Source organism: Bacteroidota bacterium (assembly GCA_016722375.1).
Lineage (GTDB): Bacteria > Bacteroidota > Bacteroidia > Chitinophagales > LD1 > Bog-950.
The window spans coordinates 167,386-190,038 of sequence record JADKJG010000001.1 but is presented as its reverse complement, the minus strand read 5'-3'; the positions used below and the strand labels follow the sequence as shown (position 1 = coordinate 190,038).

Annotated in this window: 22 protein-coding genes and 1 pseudogene; 12 read left to right on the top strand and 11 right to left on the bottom strand. The window is 42.9% G+C overall.

Going from position 1 to position 22,653, the window contains the following annotated elements; translation table 11 throughout:
* Positions 1-9 precede the first annotated feature (9 nt).
* Positions 10-414 (top strand): hypothetical protein, encoded by a 405-nt coding sequence (locus IPP77_00800; GenBank protein ID MBL0308275.1) that lies wholly within the window; start codon positions 10-12, stop codon positions 412-414.
* A gap of 93 nt (positions 415-507) precedes the next feature.
* On the opposite strand, the gene IPP77_00795 is transcribed toward IPP77_00800, so the two are convergent.
* From IPP77_00795 to IPP77_00785, 3 genes are all read right to left on the bottom strand, one after another.
* Positions 508-1,200 (bottom strand): response regulator transcription factor, encoded by a 693-nt coding sequence (locus IPP77_00795; GenBank protein ID MBL0308274.1) that lies wholly within the window; start codon positions 1,198-1,200, stop codon positions 508-510.
* Between the two features lie 66 nt (positions 1,201-1,266).
* Positions 1,267-2,853 (bottom strand): HAMP domain-containing histidine kinase, encoded by a 1,587-nt coding sequence (locus tag IPP77_00790; GenBank protein ID MBL0308273.1) that lies wholly within the window; start codon positions 2,851-2,853, stop codon positions 1,267-1,269.
* Positions 2,854-2,962: 109 nt separating this feature from the next.
* On the bottom strand, positions 2,963-3,511 hold the full coding sequence (locus IPP77_00785) for a DUF255 domain-containing protein (GenBank protein MBL0308272.1): 549 nt from the start codon (positions 3,509-3,511) through the stop codon (positions 2,963-2,965).
* Positions 3,512-3,695: 184 nt separating this feature from the next.
* On the opposite strand from IPP77_00785, the gene IPP77_00780 reads away from it, so the two are divergent.
* On the top strand, positions 3,696-4,808 hold the full coding sequence (locus tag IPP77_00780; GenBank protein MBL0308271.1) for a hypothetical protein: 1,113 nt from the start codon (positions 3,696-3,698) through the stop codon (positions 4,806-4,808).
* A gap of 114 nt (positions 4,809-4,922) precedes the next feature.
* On the opposite strand, the gene IPP77_00775 is transcribed toward IPP77_00780, so the two are convergent.
* Complete coding sequence (locus IPP77_00775; protein MBL0308270.1) at positions 4,923-6,509, bottom strand: tail fiber domain-containing protein; 1,587 nt, start codon at positions 6,507-6,509, stop codon at positions 4,923-4,925.
* 116 nt (positions 6,510-6,625) lie between these two features.
* Between IPP77_00775 and IPP77_00770 the strand changes: the two genes are divergently transcribed.
* Complete coding sequence (locus IPP77_00770) at positions 6,626-6,844, top strand: hypothetical protein (GenBank protein ID MBL0308269.1); 219 nt, start codon at positions 6,626-6,628, stop codon at positions 6,842-6,844.
* 330 nt (positions 6,845-7,174) lie between these two features.
* Here IPP77_00770 and IPP77_00765 read toward each other — a convergent pair whose 3' ends face one another.
* The 4 genes from IPP77_00765 to IPP77_00750 form a co-directional block, all read right to left on the bottom strand.
* Positions 7,175-7,696, bottom strand: a complete 522-nt coding sequence (locus tag IPP77_00765) for a hypothetical protein (GenBank protein ID MBL0308268.1) — start codon at positions 7,694-7,696, stop codon at positions 7,175-7,177.
* A 483-nt stretch (positions 7,697-8,179) separates the two neighbouring features.
* Complete coding sequence (locus IPP77_00760; protein ID MBL0308267.1) at positions 8,180-9,031, bottom strand: T9SS type A sorting domain-containing protein; 852 nt, start codon at positions 9,029-9,031, stop codon at positions 8,180-8,182.
* 137 nt (positions 9,032-9,168) lie between these two features.
* A complete protein-coding gene (locus IPP77_00755) occupies positions 9,169-9,927 on the bottom strand; it encodes a fibronectin type III domain-containing protein (protein ID MBL0308266.1) in 759 nt (252 codons plus the stop codon).
* A gap of 703 nt (positions 9,928-10,630) precedes the next feature.
* A complete protein-coding gene (locus IPP77_00750; protein MBL0308265.1) occupies positions 10,631-10,825 on the bottom strand; it encodes a hypothetical protein in 195 nt (64 codons plus the stop codon).
* A 117-nt stretch (positions 10,826-10,942) separates the two neighbouring features.
* Here IPP77_00750 and IPP77_00745 point away from each other — a divergent pair, with 117 nt between their 5' ends.
* Entirely contained in the window at positions 10,943-11,257 is a 315-nt protein-coding gene (locus IPP77_00745; protein ID MBL0308264.1) for a fibronectin type III domain-containing protein, read from the top strand.
* A 76-nt stretch (positions 11,258-11,333) separates the two neighbouring features.
* Here the strand turns inward: IPP77_00745 and IPP77_00740 are convergent, their stop codons facing one another.
* Both IPP77_00740 and IPP77_00735 read right to left on the bottom strand, forming a co-directional pair.
* Positions 11,334-12,269 carry a phosphoribosylaminoimidazolesuccinocarboxamide synthase gene (locus IPP77_00740; GenBank protein MBL0308263.1) on the bottom strand — a complete coding sequence of 312 codons (936 nt, stop codon included), beginning with the start codon at positions 12,267-12,269 and terminating at the stop codon, positions 11,334-11,336.
* Positions 12,247-13,229 (bottom strand): annotated as a pseudogene (locus IPP77_00735) (PhoH family protein). Before IPP77_00735 ends, IPP77_00740 begins: the two are co-directional and overlap by 23 nt.
* A gap of 136 nt (positions 13,230-13,365) precedes the next feature.
* On the opposite strand from IPP77_00735, the gene IPP77_00730 reads away from it, so the two are divergent.
* The 4 genes from IPP77_00730 to IPP77_00715 all read left to right on the top strand — a co-directional run bounded on the left by IPP77_00730 (position 13,366) and on the right by IPP77_00715 (position 16,124).
* On the top strand, positions 13,366-14,136 hold the full coding sequence (locus tag IPP77_00730; GenBank protein ID MBL0308262.1) for an SAM-dependent chlorinase/fluorinase: 771 nt from the start codon (positions 13,366-13,368) through the stop codon (positions 14,134-14,136).
* A 9-nt stretch (positions 14,137-14,145) separates the two neighbouring features.
* The gene (locus IPP77_00725; GenBank protein ID MBL0308261.1) at positions 14,146-14,433 is read left to right on the top strand and encodes an antibiotic biosynthesis monooxygenase; all 288 of its coding nucleotides are present in this window, start codon (positions 14,146-14,148) and stop codon (positions 14,431-14,433) included.
* A 63-nt stretch (positions 14,434-14,496) separates the two neighbouring features.
* Entirely contained in the window at positions 14,497-15,069 is a 573-nt protein-coding gene (locus IPP77_00720; GenBank protein MBL0308260.1) for a thioredoxin family protein, read from the top strand.
* A 428-nt stretch (positions 15,070-15,497) separates the two neighbouring features.
* Entirely contained in the window at positions 15,498-16,124 is a 627-nt protein-coding gene (locus tag IPP77_00715; protein ID MBL0308259.1) for a hypothetical protein, read from the top strand.
* A 6-nt stretch (positions 16,125-16,130) separates the two neighbouring features.
* Here IPP77_00715 and IPP77_00710 read toward each other — a convergent pair whose 3' ends face one another.
* Entirely contained in the window at positions 16,131-17,066 is a 936-nt protein-coding gene (locus IPP77_00710) for a malate dehydrogenase (GenBank protein MBL0308258.1), read from the bottom strand.
* 141 nt (positions 17,067-17,207) lie between these two features.
* Between IPP77_00710 and IPP77_00705 the strand changes: the two genes are divergently transcribed.
* The 4 genes from IPP77_00705 to IPP77_00690 all read left to right on the top strand — a co-directional run bounded on the left by IPP77_00705 (position 17,208) and on the right by IPP77_00690 (position 22,580).
* Positions 17,208-19,079 (top strand): T9SS type A sorting domain-containing protein, encoded by a 1,872-nt coding sequence (locus IPP77_00705; GenBank protein ID MBL0308257.1) that lies wholly within the window; start codon positions 17,208-17,210, stop codon positions 19,077-19,079.
* Positions 19,080-19,178: 99 nt separating this feature from the next.
* Positions 19,179-21,017, top strand: a complete 1,839-nt coding sequence (locus IPP77_00700) for a T9SS type A sorting domain-containing protein (GenBank protein MBL0308256.1) — start codon at positions 19,179-19,181, stop codon at positions 21,015-21,017.
* A gap of 626 nt (positions 21,018-21,643) precedes the next feature.
* Positions 21,644-22,261, top strand: a complete 618-nt coding sequence (locus tag IPP77_00695; protein MBL0308255.1) for a fibronectin type III domain-containing protein — start codon at positions 21,644-21,646, stop codon at positions 22,259-22,261.
* Positions 22,262-22,301: 40 nt separating this feature from the next.
* On the top strand, positions 22,302-22,580 hold the full coding sequence (locus IPP77_00690; protein MBL0308254.1) for a nucleotidyltransferase family protein: 279 nt from the start codon (positions 22,302-22,304) through the stop codon (positions 22,578-22,580).
* Positions 22,581-22,653: the final 73 nt, after the last annotated feature.

The window sequence follows — 22,653 nt, the reverse complement described above, 5'->3', positions numbered from 1 at the left end:
CAAAACATCATGAAAAACACTATCGTTGTTTTATTGCTTCTCCTTACTGCAAGTCTTCACACCTATAGCCAACAAAGCAGTGCTAAAAAGGGAGTCGAGATCAACAATAAATCAGGTACGGTCAGTGGCACCAAAGGCGGCAAAGCAGAGGTAAAAAAGGGGGAGGCCGGTGTGCAAGGCCGCAACGGAGGTAAGGCGGTGGTGAACAACAAAGGTACAGAGATTAAAAACCAGCGAGGTGCTGGTGTCGAGGCAAAAAAGGGAACTGTGGGCGCACATAACAGCAGAGGAAGTGGTATAGGCGTGGATAAGAAAGGGCTGGAAATCAAGAACAGCAAAGGGGGCATGACACTTGAGAAAAGGAAATTTCAGATAAAATCGAAGAGGGTGAATATTAACCTTGGCAAAGATTAAGTCCCGTAAAAGATACCATCGGCTTGAGAACCGAGCAAAAAAATACCCGGCCATGTAATTAAACACGACCGGGCTAACCACCCCACAAAAAATTTAATTACGGACTATCAACATGAAGCCTGTACCATGAATATTTTGAATCTCGATATTTGAATCAGCTTTCAGATATTTGCGCAGTTTGGCAATATACACATCCATACTCCGTCCGGCAAAATAGGAATTGTTGCCCCACACTTCATTCAGCGCCACTTCGCGCTCTAAAGTCTGGTTGGCAAAGATTGTCAACAACTTGAGCAACTCGGACTCTTTAGTCGTGAGTTTGACTTCTTCTTTACCATTTTTCAGAATACGCCTTGAACTATCGAACTCATATTTCCCAATCTTGAATTCTGATTTATCACCAGCCTCTGTTTTAGGCAAGCGCTTGAAGATGTTTTCCATGCGCAAGGCCAGTTCTTCTATATTAAATGGCTTGGTCATGTAATCATCAGCACCAATCTTCAATCCCTCTATGGTGTCTTCCTTGAGGTTTTTTGCTGTCAGAAAAATAATAGGTGTTCTGGAATTTATCTTGCGAATGTCTTTGGCGAGTGTGTAGCCATCTTTTTTCGGCATCATCACATCCAACACACACATTTCGTATTTGCCATTTTTGAACTCAGTAAGCGCCTCTTCACCGTCGCGCTTCAAGGTCACTTCATAGTTTTTTGACTCTAAAGCATCTTGAATCAGCACACCCAAATTGGTGTCATCTTCGGCTACCAATATTTTTTTCTTTAAGTTCATTTAGGTCTAGTTTTAGATTTGACAATTCAAAGCTACATCAGGTTTAACAGTAATCAAAAAGACTTTTCATTTATTAACAAAGTCGAAGGGCAAGAAAACAATAAAAAGACTGCCTTTGCCCGGTTCGCTTTCTACCCGAATATCGCCTCCGTGCATATTGACAATCACCTGTACGTAGGACAGCCCCAACCCAAAACCTTTCACGTTATGAATGTTGCCTGTAGGCACCCGATAGAATTTTTCAAAAATGCGCTTTTGTGCTTCTTTAGAGATACCGATTCCATCGTCTTTAAAACTCAGGATTATACCCTTAGCGTTGTTCTTCGTGCTGATGGTGATATTCAGTTTCTCTTCAGACTTATACTTTATGGCATTGTCGAACAGGTTATAAATAGCATTTTGAAGATGAAAAACATCGCCGGTAATCAGCGCATTCGCAGCACGAAACTCGCGGCTCAAAGTCCCTTGCTTGTTCTGGATACGCAACGCCAGTGAATCCGCAATATCATTCAACAGTTCGTGGATATTGATCGGCTCGGGCTTCAGTTTAAATTCTCCTCTATCCAGCCGGGCTACCTGCAATACATTTTCGATATGACCACTCAGTCGTTTGTTTTCTTCATCTATGATATTGGAGTAGTTCAGTATTCTCTCTTTATCACCCAACACCTTCTCTGTCTTCAGCATTTGGCTGGCAAGCGAAATAGTAGCGACCGGTGTTTTGAATTCGTGAGTCATATTGTTGATGAAATCGGTTTTCAGTTCATCCAATTTCTTTTGTCGGAAGATGATATAAAACGAACCGGCAAATGAGCCCAGTATAATCAGGATAAAGGCAGCAGTAGCCGAAAGAATCATCCACATAGAGTGAAAGATGTAGTTCCGCTTTTCGGGAAAGTTAATGACCATCACCCCCGAATTTTCATAGAGGTCATTGGGAAAAAGCCGGATGGAGTAAAAGTGGGTAGAGAGTGCTTCTTCGCGGCTTGCAAGCAAATCCCCATAGAGCATACCGCTGCTCCAATTGTCGAAAATGGCATACTCGAAGGGCGTATGGATTCCTTCCTTTTTAAGTTCATTTTTCAGCATGGCTTGCACTGCGTCGCCGTTCACGCGATCTTTCAGGCATTTATCATCCAGCATAAACTGCATGGCCAAATCCTGAAACATGTGGTTGTATTTCTTAAACTGCATTTCAATGATATGCCTTTCTCTTGCTTCTTCGCGACTAGCAACGTCTTTTACATTCAACTGATGCAGACGCATGGCCTTTTCTTGCAAATAGGTAATACTCCCCATGAACTTAGAAATGAAGCGCCCCCCCGAATCGCTGAAGCCAAACTTCATGGCATGTTGCCCCATAGAGTCCACCAAAGAGTAACGGGCGTTTTCTGAACGGACGCTGGCAACCGAGTCATAGACTTGCTCCATATCTCTGCCCGATTCTCTCAGCCCCATTGCTGCAAAATAATTAGTGGCTTCGGTCCGTTCTATTTCACGAGACAAATTATTGAGTGCCAGATAAACACCTTGGTCGAAACGCTCTTCGCGCACCAAATAATTCTCCTTTATCCACCGCACCTGAATGTATATCAGCCCTATAAGTGCAATGGATATACCAGCAATAATAATATTGACTAGCCTCGTGTTCATGGGGCGAAGATACTCGCCCCTATCGGATAGCGAAGAAGTGTTTAACGATAATTACCAGAGAATGCGCTAAAGCGCAAGAAAGGGATGAACAATGTTTCCTGAAAAGTTCCTAATCAATTTTGCCCTTGAAGTTTTTATCAAACTCGTCCCACTTCTGGCTTTTATAACTATTGCTGGCCACAAAGTTAAGTACCCTTTCAAAAGTCCTAGCCTCCATATAGCCCGGCACCGGAAAAAGCTGATTGAGATGTTCATCCAGATAAACAGAGGTCGGGTAGCTCATCTGGCCACCTAACATTTCGGCGGCTAACTCATTATAGCCTCGATTGCCCTGAGCAACATACTTATAATCCTTATCCTTAAACCGGATAGTTTCGCGACTCTCGGCATCAAACTTTACAGCATAAAAGTTCTCGTTCACATATTTCACCACCTCCGGATGAACAAAAGTAGAGGCATCCATTTTCTTACACCAGCCACACCAACCCGTATAAACATCTATCACTACCTTGCGAGGTTGCTTCTTCTGTGCTGCTTGCATTTCCTTCCAAGTCATCCATTTAATTTCGCTGTCAGCGCTCGGCTTCTCGCGAACCGAGAATGCCATGCAAAAAAGAATAAAGGTAAGAGGCACTATGATGAGGGCCGATTTTTTCATAACAGATTATTTGCAAAGTAAAGATAACGAAAAACGATGCCCGGTAGTTAGCCTAGCGCAGGGCGGCTTGGGAAGAATTAACGGTTGATGAAGAAAAATACCAACCGAGGCAAAAGCAGGGGATATCATTTCTATCTGTTTTATAGTATTTCCAATCTTTCTATCTTTCAGAAAAATTGGGCTAATGAAAACTGCTACACGCTCTAAAATAACCTTGCTATTCACTTTTATTGTTTTCCTTCGGTTCCTTTCTGCTCAGGACGTTCCTCCTCCGTCTAGTAATACAGCGCCTGCCTATTCAAATGAAAACAAGCAGGCGGCTGAGGAGGAAGAGATACAACAGGAATTAGATGACCGCTTCAGGAGAAACATGAATATAGTAGCGTTAAACAAGTTTTTAGGAGATTTGAATGTGACTGATGCCAAACTGATTCGCAAGGAGTCATTTGCAAATATCTATTCAAGCTCCGTGCAGTTTGACGGTGCTGAAAGCTATGTGGAGCGCTCTATGGGATCAGATTTTTTTGTCGCCAGATTTTATAAAGGAACCAACAGAACAGAGGCTGATCGTATTTACAACGAAATAACACAACGAGCTATACGGACAAAAAATGATGATAACTGGAACGAAGAAGAAGTATTAAGCCAGTATCCAAACAATCGGAAGATGTGTTTTGGCGACATCAAAAATGATGGCTTCACCTCTGTGAAATATCAGACCTTTTTGCAAGCAGACCGCAGTGGCAGCTATGAAGTGAGGCTACTCTATTATTTCCGCGACCCTACGGTTTTTCATACTTTGACCGGTGGCAGCGACGGAAGTTTATTTGCCCGGCAACTACTTAAAATGGCAGAGTCCGCTCCGCGAGATTTTGAAGGAATTAAAGGGGAAGCGAAAAAATTAAGCGCCGGTCAGGAGGCATTTGGGGGCAAGATATATACAGTACTCTATCCGCTTGATAAGGCGAAAAGTTGCGAAATAGATTTAAGCGCCACCAATTTTAGTAGTCAGGGTTGCAAATGTGAAATGTACAATAGCTCCAGTTATGACCAAGCCGAAACTGTGACAAATGACTACCTTAAAAAAATCATAAGCGCGCTCGACTCTTCTTATATATATGCCGAAACCAAAAGTGACTTCTTAGCGGGCAAGCATCTAATCAAGGAATACACCTTTGCCAAAAAGAGAAAGAAAACCTATGAAGAGAAAATACCCACGCTGCGCCTGTCTTTTTATCATACTGATAAAGGAGAAAACAAAGTAATTATTCTAGCACCTAAGGATTGTAACCAATAAGCCCAAAAAGAGGAAACAGGATATTTTATTCTCTCGAAGCGGACACTCTGCTATGGACAGCTATAAGCTGCTATCTTTCTTGAACGCAGGCACAGCCTATCCTCAGTTGGGAGATTACCTTTTCTGCAACTCCTTAATTTCCATTTTTAGTTCTCCAATAATTTTGTTTTGTTCTTCAATCATCTTCTGCTGTTCCTGCATCCCTTTTACCAACGGTACTACAAACAAACTGTAAGCTACACTATAATTATCGTTCTCATCCACGGGCTTATGAACTCCGTTAAAGTTATAGTCGCTTTCTTTCATCGCTTGTTCCACATCCTGAGCCACAAAGCCGCTTTGACGGACAGCAGACGATGCGCCGAAATCAATATTTTCAAAATGCCTTGCCCGGATGCTGTCGGGCAAATTCTTGGTTAAAAAATCTTCAAACTTCCTAGTATCGAAATTATATTCTACCGGTCGAAGCCGTTTAATGAAATCGAGCCCTTTCACATCGCTTTCGGTAATGTTATATTTAAACCGCCCGTCCGAAGGAAATGAGTAAGCCACTGGCCCCTCAATAACGGTTACAGCCGAGCTGCCAAATCGTATTTTCTGGCTTGCATTTACGGTGGCAGATGCACCTATAGCAGTGGCAAAGGTTAATGCTGCTGTTGACACATCAGTGCTATTACCCAAGCATGTATTATAGCTGCCCGAGATATTGGCATCCATACACTGGATTCCGATAGCGGTATTTCCTGTTCCGGTGGTATTCCCAAACAGTGATTTAAAACCTACTGCCGTATTATTAGATGAAGTATTGTTTTGTAATGACCAATACCCGATTGCCGTATTAGAACCGCCGGCAGAATTTGCATACATTGCAGTTACACCCATCACTACATTCCCGAAACCGGTAACATTGCCTCTTAGCGCTCCGTCACCCACGGCTGTATTTGAACTGCCGGACTTATTGTAATACAGCGCCTGATAACCCACGGCGGTATTAAACGGACCTGTAGTATTAAAGGCAAGACAATAAGCGCCAACCGCTGTATTTTCAGACGAACTGCTGGCTCCTTTGCCTATGGTTAGTCCGTTCACGCTTATGTCGGCATCAACCTGTAGTTTTGAAGTCGGGCTGGTGGTGCCAATCCCTACATTGGTTCCATTGTCAAAAATTTGAGAGTTGCCAACGGTGGTAGCGTTGGGAGTAAACTTGGCCACATAATTGAGGGTGCCGCTTACATTCGATGAACCGGTAGGTCCCGTTGGGCCGCCTGCACCCGTTGGACCGGTTGCACCGACAGGTCCGGCTGCGCTATTGGCGGCATACAAAGCATAGGGAACACTCAATAATTGAACAGTACCCATGTCGGAATAATTCGAACCGCCAGCCGCATCTAATTCAATTTGCAGAAACTTATCTCCGCTACCCCAATTAATACCGGCAAAGGTTCCAACTAACGGTGAGCCTGTGCCAATTTTTACAGTAAACAAACCAAATTGGTTGGTAGCAGTTGAGGTAGATTCAATATAAACAGCCGAGCCGCCTGCGCTTCCGTCATGCACAGTTAACCGAACCGTTATGGTTTGATTTGGAATAATAGCTCCAGCGGCATTTCGTGCCACGGCTTGATAGTTCATACTTTGCGGAGCCTGAGAAAAAACCTGCAAGCAAATTATTGTCAGAAGGAAGAGAAAAATCTTTTTCATGTATTTCAATTTAGTTGTAAAAAATAGATTTGGTTTTCGCCGTGGTCGGTGTTCCCTTCCACAGACCAGCATACTCTGTTTCCGAGAACAAATCATTTTCAAATATCCATATATTTTTGAGGAAGAGAAATTCCGAAGCCTCTGCTGCCGTTGGTGCTTCCTTCATCCATCGGAAAATAAATATAATGTACGTCACCAACAACCATAATGTGAGTTGCTTGCTGGTGACCTTTGCTGTGCAATTAGCTTTTGGAAAACTAAACACCATCAAGGGCGAGAGAGGCAGAATCGAATTATTTATTTCTCAAAAAATTTATAATCAATACTGTCAGTAATATAGTGCATATAATGACATTCGAAACATGTATCGTGCGCCAAAAAAGATCGATTGATGGACCAAAACCTAATAATTTATACACGCTTTTACTAAAGACTGCAAGAAGTATTAGAAAAGTAATGCAAAGTTCAATTTGCTTGCGGTTGTTTACCATATTCTATCTCTTTAAGGTATTAGCTTCTTTGTGCCCGCAGGGTTTCTTTTTCAAAAATAATAAAAGCAAAAAAGAACCCTGCCCGTCCGGTCAGGCGGGTCTGCGTCAAGGTGGCTAATCATTCCGTCAGGGTCCTGAAACGGAGAGGCTGACTATAAGAAAAATTGAATACAACTATTGTCTATCCAAAAAAACTCCACTGAAAACACCATTATCAAATACAATTGAATCAAATGGCAACATTGAATCAAATAATTTACAACGAAATTTTATCGTAACCCATGCAATTTTGGAGTCTGATGGATACTTTTTATTATTTACAATAAAACTCTCCCAGTCAACTTGTGCATCGTAGAACTGATTAAAATAAACCTCTGAGATTTCAAAATTGTTCACGGTGTCTAAATGTGCTTGAACCGGAGCACATGTGCCTGTTGAATAATTGCATTTAAACTGTAAAGTCCGCGTCGCCTCAATTCCCAACACCATATCTAACCCATCTGATCTATGGCTCGAAGTGTCTGCATAAACAATACTTTGAGTACCTACTTTAAACACATCTCGAAAATCCTGATTGCTTTTGAGAGAGTATATACCATTAGCATCTTCATCCAAGCGATTACGATGAAACATTTTAGAAATAGCTATTTGAGCATAGCGGTGATTAGTGTCCTGTATCAGACAAGTATAAATCATAAGGACGCTGTCACCATGTACGTAACTAACAACTTCAGCATCGTTATATAAAGCATAGTTTGAATTGTTATAAGAATAAATCGACGCCTCATTATACGAATGCTGGGGTGAATCATACCTAAGAGCAATTTCAATTAGTTTTTTTGGGGGGGCATCATCAGGTTTGCACCCATTGAAGAATAGGAATGAGCACAAAATAAAAAGACAGCAACTTAGACGCGTTATTTTTTGCATAACTCCCCCCCTCTCAGAGTCTCTTTTTCAGCGAAAATAAAAGAAAAAAAGGACTCTGAGGTTGAAGGTTAGCTTACACTTTCATTAGCGCAGAATTCCGTAAGGGTTCAATATCTTGAACCTGATATTCTCGAACCGATTTCTATAAGGGTTCAAAATATTGAACCCCTACCGTTTCCACGCTTAATTTCGATAACACAACCATCATGCGAATTGTTACTGGCTATCCAAATTAATCCGATACGAGAACTACTGCTTGACAAACTTTCGGTTATTGATAAAGTATAAACCTGATGGCCATTGCGAAACATCTATCTCTTTTCTGCCGTTGGCAATCGTTTCGCTAAAGACCACTTTGCCTAAAACGTTAGTAACTCTAATTGTTTGCCTTAGTTCAGAAGTAACAATAGAAACAGAAGTTTGTGCGGGGTTGGGATAGACATTGAACTTTAACCTTGCGCCTTCTCCATTAACCCTATCGTACGAATAGCCATTGTCTTGCCATAACGGGTAGAGCAACTTAGTAGAATCATAAAAAGAAGTGAAGCGGTAGCCTCCTGAAACTGAAATAAGATAGGGGTTCATTATCCATGCATGATTTCCCACTCCCTCTATCCATTGGGCGGGCGCACAAGCTTCCATAACTAACATGCGGTGATAACCATCGTTCATTAGAAAAGAATCCTCGCGAATCACTACAACGGTGTCACAAACACTTCCGTTCCCGCCTAACGGATATGGAGCGATAATCGTATCACCTACAGTGAAATTAAAATTACAGAGAAGATGTTCGGTTATATCTCGGCTACCTCTGTAATAAATTCGTCTGGCACTATCTCTTATTGCCCCTTCATAAGAATATCCATCCTTTATCATCTTCCGGTAAGTGTGATTACTGAGGGTTGTGTCCCCATTGAGAGCATAAGAACAAGAAATAGGCGTCGGTTGGCCGTAATCATCAATCTGCTGGTATAGCCACCTTGCATTTTCCGGAAGCGGGCGGTAGGTCTGCGCAGATAATAAAGCAGAAAAGCAAAGGAATAATAGGGGAAGTAGATTTCTTTTCATACGCTTGACGTTGCTGGTGTTTAGTTCATCCATAAAAGTAAATATAAGAACGTCACCAACAACCACCGCCAAGATTGTTTGTGGTAATCCATGCCTTTGGCATTGGTGGCGCTTGACCTACAATAAATAATGAAAATTAAAACAACAACAAAAGCGATGCGACTTTCATCCTAATCAATACAAATCATATTCACCGTCTCGCTGTAATCGCCATCACCCAAAAAATTCCAGGCATACATGCGGAAATAATATCGTCGTTGCGGTTTTAGGAAAATAAACTCCCCACTCTGCTTATATCCGGTAATATTGATGGAATGATTGTCGGAATGAGCCGCCAAATACCATTCGCCACCTTCGCGCGTGGTGCTGACTTCAATCACATATACCGTATAATCATTCACCCGTTCCCATTCCAAATGAATCTTGGCCGAAAGAAGCGCCCTCACCTTTTTTATCAGCACCTTAGCACATAAGGCAGAGGAATTTCGCTCCTTGCGAATGGTAAAACCAGCACTGATAATTTTTTCTGCGTTGCCGTCGCTTTTTTTCTGAATGTCGTAACCCAGCAGCCTGATTAATTCAATAGCCTCTTTCATCACTCCATTGCGTTTTAATATAATCAAATGATCGCCACTTTTGGCGCTATCAATCAATCCTTCCAACTGATCTGCCTTTGCTTGCAAGGCGGCTAAACTTGGCGATACGATAGGGAAATGGACATTTCCGGTCAGCATTAAAATGTGCAATCGCAAACGCGCCAAGACCTTTTCAGCGGTAGTCAATGCCCGGAAATTGTAGGTAAGAGTCACCAAAATGAATAAAGGATGGGTGACAAATAATAAAGGTCTGCGCTGGTTGCGGAAACGATTTACACGATGATGATTGGGTCCGCGTTTCAGTTTGCGCGAACGGGTACTTTGAGTTTTCATAACGATTAAATTTTAAAAAAGAACAAACAATAAAGACATCAAGGCTGTTGTTTCGTGGTGCCTGCTCCCCTCCTCTCTATATCAGAAAGGAAAAGGAATAAACCCGTCTTTGATTTCCCGTTTTGCGGGATGAATCGTTGATTTTTAGCTGTTCTGATGTTTCATGAATCCTCTGTTTAATCGTTTGCCGGGTTGCTATCTACCGGCCCATACCATAATATACGCGAACACCCTCCAGATATTGCAGATGTTTTGTCATTTTAATGTCATTTTTTTGATGCTGCAATTGCATCTTAAACAGATTAGGTAGTATTCATTCCCTCATTTCAGTGAAATTTCAGCACTTCATATTGCGTTTCCTTTAATGCTACCAACAGATAAAGCCATGATAAATAACAACGATGCTATTGATATATAGCCATGATGCCATTGCTAATTAGTAATTCATGCCCTGATATATAGCAGGAGGGTTATTGCTAGTTATCATCTTGTGCCATGCTATATAGCATGGGTGGCAATGCTAATTAACATCAGATGTACTGTTATATAGCATAGGGGGCATTGCTAATTAGCATCAGATGTCCTGCTATATAGCATAAGGGTTCTTGCTAATTAGCATAGAGGGCATTGGTATTTATCTATGAAGGAGGTACCGTCTTAATTGCCGTTTCGCAACTTAGCGACTCAGCAAGAAATCTAAAACCTAATTCAAACTATACCCAATATGCTTCTGGTCCAACTCTTTGAGCAGTTCATTGCTCAATTCAATGCTTTTGGAAGATGCGTTTAGGCTCACTTCCAGTCCTTCATCATAATCGAGGAATTTGAAGCGGAGTTTTGTTTTGCCGGGATATTTGGAAAGTATGGTTTCTATATCTGCTGCCAACTGATCATCCACGTCAGGCAGGTTTAGTTTCAGCGTAAAACTTTTGGTGAGTTTGTTTCTAATATCAGAAAGCAGTTCTATGCGGACTTCACTTCTGCGGGAGATATAGCTATCGCTGCCAGCAGCGGTATGGAGCCGAACAATCCAAAAACTAATATCGGGTTTCTTCCTTCGCCAACCGGTCTCGTGATTTCAAACACGAAAACGCTCGGCAAACTTAATCTGAAGTGGAAGAAGGTGCTGAAGAACTCAGGCTACCTTGTTCAGTGGACTCAGGATCTGGAAAACCCGGTATGGCCCGGCTATACGGAGTCTGAAAAGACTTCTGCTTCTGTCAGCGGCCTGAATCCCGGAGAGCGTTACTTCTTTCGTGTGGCCACACTTAGCCACGCAGGATATGACGGGTACACCGCACCGGTGGCTATCTGGATTTTGAACCAGTAATTTTTTCATTCCGCATTAAAAGGCGCATCCCTAACCGGGAGCGCCTTTTTTGTTTTTAGGATTGTCAATCTGGTTTTCAGGCCAAATACTTCACCACGCTATCTTCTATCTCCTTCAAAATATCGGGAGATGAATAGCGGATAAATTCCTTGCCGGTGATGGTTTCGTATAGTTCGATGTAGCGGTTGGTGATGGTGGCCACAAATTCATCGGGCATGGTGGGCATGGTTTGTCCGTCCTTGCCCTGAAAACCATTTTCCATCAGCCATTCGCGCACAAACTCTTTGCTCAGTTGTTTTTGCGGCTCGCCTTTTTGCTGCCGTTCTTCATAGCCTTCGAGATAGAAATAGCGGGAAGAATCGGGCGTATGGATTTCGTCAATCAACATGACTTTGCCTTCGGAGATGCCGAATTCATATTTGGTATCTACCAGAATCAAACCCCGCTGGTTGGCCATCTCTTGCCCGCGTTTGAAGAGCGCGTAAGTGTATTGTTCCATTTGCGTGTAAACATCTTCCGGCACAAGTTGTCGCTTCAAAATATCCGCTCGCGAAATATCTTCATCATGACCTTCCACGGCTTTGGTGGATGGGGTGATGATAGGAGAGGGGAGTGGATCGTTTTCTTTCAGCCCTTCGGGCAGCACCACGCCGCAGAGCATTCTCTTTCCGGCCTTGTATTCGCGCGCCGCATGACCGGCCAGGTATCCGCGAATCACCATTTCAATCCGCACCGGTTCGCAGGTTTTGCCCACCGATACATTGGGATGAGGAACGGCCAAGAGCCAGTTAGGAACAATATCTTCGGTGGCTTTTAAAAAGTGTTGGGCAATCTGGTTCAGCACCGCGCCTTTGTGCGGAATGGCTTTTGGCAGAATATGGTCGAAGGCCGAGATGCGATCGGTGGCGATGATTACCAGTTTTTCCGAAATGGTATATACATCTCGAACTTTGCCGTGATAAACATTGGTTTGTCCCGGAAAACGAAAATTAGTGTGTTGTAGGGGTGGCATTGTCAATCTCTCTGGTTTCATTCAGTTTTTCGTAGGCTTTAATAATTTCTTTTACAAGGCGGTGACGCACCACATCGCTTTCGTTCAATTGCACGGTGGAGATTCCTTCAATGGGTTGAAGAATCCGCAACGCGGTGAGCAAACCAGATTTTACTTTAGGAGGTAAATCAATCTGTGTTGGGTCGCCGGTGATGATACATTTAGAGTTGGCACCAATTCTGGTCAGGAACATTTTCAACTGCATGTCGGTACAGTTCTGCGCTTCATCCAAAAGGATGAAAGAATAGTCGAGCGTTCTGCCGCGCATGAAGGCGAGCGGCGCTACTTCAATCACCCGGTTTTCCATATAGTATGTCAACTTATCTGGCGGAATCATATCATCCAAGGCATCGTACAGCGGACGCAGATAGGGGTCTATTTTTCTTTCAAATCACCGGGAAGAAAGCCGAGGCTTTCTCCGGCCTCAACAGCCGGACGGGTAAGGATAATCTTCTTGACGTTTTTTTCTTTCAAAGCTCTTACGGCCAGCGCCACAGCGGTATAGGTTTTGCCCGTACCGGCAGGCCCGATAGCGAAAACAATATCGTTCTTCTCGCTTTCCTTCACCATCTGCAACTGGTTATCGGTCCGCGCCCGCACCACCAGCCCTCCGTTTCCATGAACGATGATACCAGATGAATCCTTTTCCATTTTCTCTTTTTTATCGCCTTCGGTCTGGATGATGTTTTCGATATTATCTTCATTCAACTTGCCATAGCGCTCAATATGATCCACCATGCGCTCTACTTTTTGCTTGAACGTAGCGATATCGGTCTCGGCGCCTTCGGCTTTGATAGTGTTGCCTCGCGAAACCATTCGGAGCGTGGGGAAGCTTTTCTTGATGAAGTTGAATCGGGAATTATTGACACCGAAAAAATCAATCGAGTCTATTCCTTCAATGTTAATCGTTATTTCTGTCAAATCTTTATGTTTTTTGTATGCCCAAAGGTAATCAGCCCGACTGTATAGCAAACTATATCTATCCACACTTTTGTCCACCAACTGGGTTACCCGGCCTGAATTTTTCGTTCACCTTTGTTGCGACTAGAAATATTTCATGGCGCTACTTACGCTCACCTCAGATTTAGGCACGCGAGATTTTTATCTCGCGGCGCTCAAGGGCGCGATTATGTCCCACGCGGGGGAGGTAGCGATGGTGGATGTTACTCATGCTATTGCTCCTTTCAATATCAAAGAAGCGGCTTTTACAATTAGTCAATCCTACAGATATTTCCCCGAAGGGACGATTCATATCGTTCATGTAAACTCCACCGATGCTCGAAATCGCTTGTTGCTGGCATTCGTGAATGGTCATTATATTATCACCTTTGACAATGGTTTGCTGTCTATTGCTTTTGAAAAGACTCCACACCAAACCTATCTCGTCAATGAGGAGCTAATGGAAAACAACAGCCTGATTGTGGAGGAAGCGATTGCCAAAGTGGTGAACCTGCTTTTGACGGAATATAAACCCTCAGACTTTGCACACCTGATTACCGAATCTCAGAATCTTCGGTTGCTTCAACCGATTACTTCTTCCGGTCAAATTCGCGGGACAGTGATTTATATAGACCATTTCGGCAATGCGGTAGTCAATATCACGCGCACGATTTTAGAACAGTTTATAGCGTTAAGACCCTTTACGATTCAGGTAAGCGGAACCGGTAGTACGAATGACCTCAGCACCCAATACGCCGACGTAGAAGAAGGCGAACTGGTTTGTTTTTTCAATGCTACCGGCTATTTGGAAGTAGCAATCAACAAAGGCAAGGCGGAGAATCTTTTGGGATTGAAAGTAGATTCGCCTATTCTTATCATGGCCCGATAAATTAAATCTATGCTCATCCGAATTGTAAAAATGACTTTCGCCGAAGGGAAGGCTGATGACTTTATTGCAGAATTTAATCGCAGGAAAAGTTTTATCGCTGCCTCAGAAGGCTGCGCCGGTGTGGATTTGTTGCGCGACATTAATACGCCTAATGTCTTTTTTACTTACAGCAAATGGAAAGACGAAGCCAGCTTGGAGGCTTACCGCAACTCTCCCTTATTTGACAGTACCTGGGAAACGGTTAAAAAATGGTTTGCTGACAGACCGGAGGCTTGGAGCATGAGAACGATGGGGTGACTTATTTAGCTCATTAACTCTAAATCTTTAATTTCGTTACTCTTACGAAATAAAAAATATTTTATGGCTCGCACTCCTTCAAACATGATTCCTCTGGGGACAAATGCCCCCGACTTTAGTTTGCCCGATACGGTATCCGGCAAGACTTTTACGCTGAAAGAATTACAATCAGATAAAGCAACATTGGTCCTGTTTATCAGTAATCACTGCCCCTATGTAAAGCATGTGAATGAGCAATTAGTGAAACTGGCACATGATTATATGCCGAAAGGAGTGAAGTTCATTGCCATTAGTTCCAATGATGCGGAGGCTTATCCTGATGATTCCCCAGACCGGATGAAGGAAACAGCACTTGCTTTAAAATACCCTTTCCCATATCTATATGATAAGTCACAAGAAGTGGCTAAGGCCTATGATGCCGCCTGTACTCCTGACTTTTATTTATTTGATGGAGATATGAAATTAGTCTACCGTGGACAGTTGGACGATTCCCGGCCTTCAAACGGATTGCCAGTCACCGGCTATGATATTCGAAAAGCTCTTGATAACGTATTGTCCGGCAAGCCTCTTTCACCCGATCAGCGACCTAGCATTGGCTGCAACATCAAGTGGAAACACACGATGCATGATTTGTAATGATTAGAGTAGGATATCTAGAGGAGAAGGAAGATTACTTCTCCTTTTTGAAAAGAGGGTTTCCTTTGTTATCTAGCTTATCCAGATCTTTTACAAAAAAAATCTGGTAAACACCGAGTAAGATTGCTATCCCTATTAAAGCGACTATTGGATCCATCCTGATATTTTTTTATTATGGACTTAAATGGCAATTATTAGGCCAAAGTGCATAAACCCTCCTTTTTCATGAATACTTAGGGTGGATTGTACTACTTAGTAGTCTATTCTATATTAAGACTGACCTATATCAGGTACAACTTAGCGAAGAGGAAATAGCCGCTTGTTTACTCGGCTTTCGTGATAATTACAAACTGTGTAACTTATAATACAAATGCCCGTATAGAATATAAAGAAGAAATCATCCAGTATAAAAGACAGGTAGGAACCCCATGGAATCAGAGAATAATGACCAATCAAACAGTTCGGAAATAAGCATCTGGATTGATAAGTATGATGATGTTTTCTCGGATTTTGATTCGCGCACTTATAGCGAAAGGGTGCTCTCTACAGATTTCCTGACCGAAGTCAGGAAAATGGTGGTTAATCAGCCTAAGTCAGATGTCAAATTCACTTTTCGATTGATGGACAATCAGCGTGATTTATCCACGGAGGCTATCATCATGGAAAATATTCGGATTCACTTTAATCGGATAGCGGTGGGGATTCAGGAAGAGATGATTGCCCTCCGCAACAAGGGATATTTCATGACCAGTGGAGGATTTGCGCTCTCTATTGCCCTCGTTTTTTTGTCAACGAGTGTTGAACACATCCGATATATCAACCACATTCCTATGGTTCTGGAGCCGATTGCGTGGTTCACTACATGGACAGGCTTGGACCACATATTTCAGCTATCAAGAAAAGACAAGCCAACTTATGAATTTAATAAGAAAATGGTTTCAGCAGAGATTACGTTTCATTCCTTAGAAGCACCCGAGGCCGCAAGCACCGGAACACACGGTCCTACTCAGAAAAAGGTAATTCCTTTTGGCAATAATCTGCGGATAGCAAATTAATTAGGTTTACATACTCAAGGTGCTGAGTACACTATTCATGTTGCGCACGGCATCTGCACTCTTTGCAAAACTTTCTGTTTCCTCTTTAGAAAGCTTGTATTCGATAATTTTTTCCCAACCTGATTTTCCGATTACAACCGGAACACCCATGCAGATGTCCTTCTGACCGTATTCTCCTTCCAACAATACGCAACAAGTAAATACTTTCTTCTTATCGCGTACAATGCTTTCTACCAAAACAGCCCCTGCTGCGCCGGGAGCATACCAAGCCGAAGTGCCTATTAGTTTTGTCAACGTAGCTCCACCCACCATGGTGTCGGCAGCGACTTTTGACAAATCTTCTTTAGAAAGTAGATTGCTGACTAAATGAGAATTTAAAGAAGCCAATCCTGTCATCGGAATCATGGTGGTGTCACCGTGTCCTCCTAAGACAACTGCTTGAAGATCGCTTGGAGAGCAGGCGAGTTTTTGGCTGAGATAAAATTTAAATCTTGCACTGTCCAAAATTCCTCCCATTCCTATTACCTGGTTTTTGGGCAGACCAGTAGATTTGAGTGCTAGGTAAGTCATCGTATCCATCGGGTTGCTGATAACCACAATAATGGCATTTGGTGAATGTTTCAAAATGTTATCTGCCACGCCTTTCACTATCGAGGCATTAGTGCCAATCAATTCTTCACGACTCATGCCGGGCTTACGAGGAATGCCTGAAGTAATCACTACTACTTCACTTCCTGCAGTCCGAGCGTAATCATTAGTACAGCCAATAACCTTGGTGTCTAATCCAAGAATCGTAGCCGCCTGGCTCATATCCATTGCCTTGCCTTCGGCCAGTCCTTCTTTAATGTCCAACAAAATAAGCTCCTGACAAAGTTCTCTTCTGGATATATTATCTGCTACGGAAGCTCCTACCGCACCTGCACCTACTACTGTTAATTTCATTTTTTTCTTTTTTTAAGGAGTTGCAAACCTAAACGAAAATGATTTACATGCAAATGAGTTTTGCACGATTCAAAGATGGTGGTCATTAGCCATTTCTAATCCCGAATGGTTTTTGTTACTTAGCCGACAGAAAAAATTAAGATGAAGAATATTTTTACAGCACTCTGTATTCTCTCCTCCCTTTCCATTTTTGCACAAACGACTACTCCCTGCTTTTATGGTGAAGGATTGTCCGTGCCCTTTTGGTGTGGAGCGATGGTCAGTTCGCAGGATTACGACGGATATTCCAAACAAGATATAACCCGAAACCTTTCGACGCTTTCTCACCGAGACGATATTTCTTGGGCGCCGGTTTGGTATCATATTATTACACGGGACGACGGAACCTGCGGCGGCCCTTGGAAAGATATTTTCGATGGGCATTGCGAATTGAACAAAATATTTCTTGCTTTCAATATCGGTTTCTATATTCAGGGAATTGATACTGTGCCCGACACCTATCTCTGGAATTATGAAGACCCGGCACTTGGAAATACGACTTATGGAATATACAACAAGCCGGATGTCATCAATGTCTATATCAACGGCAATATGCCGGGACTGTGTGGCTTTGCCACTTTCCCTTTCACCAATCCGACCGGTGGGGGGATATTTTTGCATCGAAACTGTATCGGTGCCGATAAAACTACCTATCCGCATGAAATGGGTCATTATTTAGGATTGATGCACACCTTTGAAACCACCTTCGGAAAAGAATTTGTGAATGGCACCAATTGTTCCTTCACCGGTGATTTATACTGCGACACTCCCGCAGATTTCTTGGATCAACGGATTCCTTGTCCCTATACCGGTAATAAAACGGATCCTAATGGTGATCTATACCGAACGGTGATAGATCCTTCGCTCTATATGAGCTACTTCAACGATGCTTGTCAAAACCGGTTCAGTACGATGCAGAAGGGGCAAATGACCACGATTCTAACCGGAACCCGATCTTATTTATTGACGAACACTCCGCCTGATTTGAGTGCTCCAGATACTGCCGTATTTATCAATCCGGTGGCAGGCAATACGATGGTGAATAGTTCGCATCTTACTTTCAAATGGCATGCAGTGCCGGGTGCTACGTATTACCGCTTTGCAATAAATAGCGCCGTATCCCGCGATGTATTGGTGGACACCGTAGTCGCTGACACTTTTGTTTATGTCGGCAACATTCATCCCAACAAAAAGTACAAGTACTATGCCAAGCCCGTTTCATTTGGTAATACTTGTGGCAATCCTGCATCCTACCGCTACATCCAAACTTCCAGCATTAAGTTAGATGTAAAAATTATTCCACCGGTTTGTTCCGATGCACCGGTGGATACCGTAATCATCACTCCGATAAGCGGTGAACCACCTTTCGCATTTCAATGGGCACATGGTGCTGAGGATTCTCTGCTGACCAATCTTTCGGCAGGCGACTATTATGTAACCGTATCGGACCGATTGGGCAATGAAGTTTCAGAACTAATTCAAATGATTCCTCCTCAAACCATTTCAATTAGAATAGAAGCCAGTACTAATAATCTCGTCGCTTGGCCTTCGGGTGGAACCCCTCCTTATTCCTTTTCATGGAGCAACGGCGTGAAGAATCAATTCAACAACTATCCCGAATTTGGAGATTATACGGTGACGGTCACCGACGCTAAAGGATGCATGAAGGTAGAGGAGTTTTCATATACTTCCATCGGCGTTCAAACCGAAACAAAAGTGGGATTGAAGATATTTCCGAATCCGGCAGCGCGAGTTCAGAACATGAACATACAGGTGGAATTGAATGAACGCACCAATGGTGTGGTATTGGTTATGAATATACACGGCGAATTGATGCAAGAGTTTCGTAGAGAATTTAATTCGGGAGTTACCAATCTTCCCATCAACATCCAGTCGCTTTCCTCCGGTCTTTATTTTGTTCGCTTTTCTTCAAGCAAAACCAATAAAACAGAAAAGTTCACACTCGTTCAATAGAGCGCTTTATCCAGATTTGACTTTTTAACAGCATCTATTTTTTGATGGAAATCCTTTCATTATCTTTGTTGACTATTGGTGGGTAACTAATTTTATTGCATGAAGAATTTTCTGATCTTTAGCCTATTACTTTCGTTTTCAACATTGTCTGCTCAATCCGGTTGGTGCGGTTCTGCTCCTTCTGAAAGATTTCTGCGCGACTATTCTGCTCAGGACCGAAGCAATTACCAATCCTATTTATCCAACCGCGGAACCATTCGCTGGATACCCATCCGGTACCACATTATTACCAAAACCGATGGCACCGGTGGAGTAAGTCTCAGAGAGATTTTCACCGAACACTGTGAAATGAATTCGCTATACAATCAGTTCGATATCGGATTTTTCATTCAAGGCATTGACACAATTAGCGATACCAATCTGTGGGAATATCAAGATGGTTCGCTGGGTTGGGATGCTTTCAGCAAATACAACCGGTCGAACGTTTGCAATGTATATATCAACGGAAATCTGCCGGGGCTTTGTGGTTTTGCCACCTTTCCGGGGTCTAGCGGCAGCGCGGGCGGCGGATTGTTTTTGAATAAATCATGCCTCGGGGCCAAAGAGACCACCTTTGCTCATGAGATGGGCCACTATCTCGGTTTGTTGCACACCTTTGAAACCGGACTGGGCGTTGAATTGGTGAACGGCTCCAACTGCACCTTTGCCGGCGACCGGTTCTGCGATACCCCTGCCGATTTTTTAGACGCCCGCACAGCCTGTCCATATATCGGGAATCAAACAGACCCGAACGGCGATTTATACCGAACGGTGATTGACCCGACATTGATTATGAGTTATTTTTCAGACTACTGTGTCAGTCGTTTCAGTCCGATGCAAATTGCTGAAATGAATCGGGTGCTAACCAACGAGCGTTCCTATCTCTTGAATACTGTGCCTCCCAACCTAAACACCCCATCAACCGTTGAGATGATTTATCCTTTGGACGGCGAGGTGAGTGTGAACAGCGCCAACACGGTTTTTAAATGGAAAGCGGTGGACAATGCTTGGTTTTATCAACTGCGTTTGCAAAGTGCTTCCTCTTCATTGGTGGTGAGCGACACCATCATCACAGATACTGTTTTTGTTACCGGTGCATTGGCTGCCGATAAGAAATACCGCTTTTTTGTCAAAGCTATTTCTTTTGGAAACACCTGCGGCTCTACGGCTCCCTATCAAAACATTCACACCTCTATCAACCGGGCAACCGTCACGGTCAACAGTCCGAGCTGTGCCAATGGCATGGATGGTTATGCGGTCATCACACCTACCTCCGGCACTCCGCCATTTTCCTATCAATGGGCCGACGGAACGCAGGACTCTATCGCCTATGGATTGAGCCGGGGAAATTATTTCGTTACTATGGTAGATAATAACGGGATTGAAACCGTACAGCTCGTCTCGGTGGTCGCGCCACCGCCTTTCAACGTTCACTTCAACACCGGTAACAATTCTATATTGGCACTACCCACCGGAGGCACCGTTCCCTATACTTTTGCCTGGAGCAATGGTTTCATTGGGCAGTTTAATAACAACGTTCCTTATGGCAATTACTCCGTAACAGTGACGGATGCCAAAGGCTGTTCGTCCATACAGACCTTCCTTTATAATTCACTGGAAGATGAAACGGAATCAGGCATCAGCATGAAAGTATTCCCGAATCCTTTACGGGTTCATGGTACCATCACCGTTCAACTGGAAATGGCTGAAAGGGCAGATGCCACGATTTCACTTTTCAATATCAACGGTACATTGATTACACAAATGAATCGTGAATTGCCTTCGGGTAGTCATCAACTGCCTTTAAGCATTGGCAACCTGCCTTCCGGTATTTATCTGCTTCGCCTACAAACCGGCAAAGCCATTCGCACCGAAAGAATTTCGGTGCTTGGGTATTGATTAATCTGTTTAGAGCTTAATCCATCTCTTCACATCGTGTCTTTATGTAAATATATGCTTAAATGCTGAATATAGAATGTGCGGATGCATTGAGGTGTTTATGTGTTGAAGTGGGAGAGGGGCAGATTGGAAAACAGCTAGATTGCAATTATTAGGGGCATTGTTATCATAAATTCATCGGTTTTAATGATGGATTCCCGCTTTTCCCTCTGCGGATGCTTCTTTCTGTCCTCAGATTGCCGCTACCTGTGTTTATATTTCGCAAATAGAAAGATACCTTGCCCTTGCTTATGTTTCTTTCGTTGAAATAGAATCACACATTATGTCAGCTTATGATTCTAATTTAAAATCAGAAATATGCCTTGCCATTTTTTGTGTTTCTATTTTGCCATTAGAAATACACTTCGCCGCATAGTATCAATAGTTTGTTTCCACCTGTGTTTCTATATTGCAATTAGCGAAACAACTTGCGCCAGTTTGTGTTTCTATTTGTGAATTATAATCATGCTTTTCGTCATTTCTTTAATCCTTTTCTGATGGCTTATGACGAATCCTGACAGGCTTATAATAGAAAGAGTTCATCGTAGATGAAACCTTTTTTATTCCGGTATCGTACAAAGTAGAATATGAACTATTTTGCAAAAACAGACCTGAGAAACAAGAATGCCATTGAGGTGTATTTCAAAGCCAATAAGGTTTCGAAGCGAATGGCTAATAATCCAAACTTCCCCGGAATCATTCCGTCGAGGGATGCACTGGTGCTGTCCGTACTATCGTTAAGAGAGGCCTTGAGCAAAGAAGATGGCAGTAAAATTTCGATTAGCAAGCGCAACACAGCCCATAAGCAAGTGGCGAAGGACTTTACAAATCTTTCGCACTACATTACCTGTGTTTCTAAGGGTGACCCAAACATTATTTTGAGTAGTGGATATGATTTGAATACCAGAAATAAGGTAGTCACTATCACTGAGCGTCCTCTTATTTATCGCAAAACCAAAATCAATCAATATGGTTTGGTGAAGTTAAAATGGACGCCGATTACCAAAGCTAAATGGTATACTATTTTCCTTTATGACTTTGACCAGCCCAAAGTTGTTCTACGCAAATTTCATTCCTCAAAATCTAGTTTGACATTAGATGGGCTGGAATCGGGAAAGAAATATTTTGTCAGCGTTCAGGCCCATGGCCGCCGCAACAAAGGGCCAATGGGCCCGGTAGTGATTGTAGCGGAAATGTGGGGGTAGTAATTATCCATGACCAGATTTTATTCCTTATTTCAGCATAATGAGTAAGCAATTTCAATTGCAGTTAATCAATTTGCTAAAGCAATATCCATTGAAACAAGCATCGCTTTTTGGTTCATTTGGTAGAGGTGATGAGGATTCGAGCAGCGATATTGATATATTGATTGAACCGGAGAGCGGGTTTACGCTTTTTGACATGCTTCGCATGGAACAGGCACTGGCGAAGAAGTTGAAACGAAAAGTAGATTTGGTAGAATTCTCAGCCATCAAGCCCTCTCTTCGGGAAAGAATTTTACAGCAAGCCGTTTCGCTGATATGAAAGAAAGGGATGTTTTTGTTTTAGAGGAAATTCAACATTAGATATCTAACAGAGTCAGCTTAGTCCAACAGCT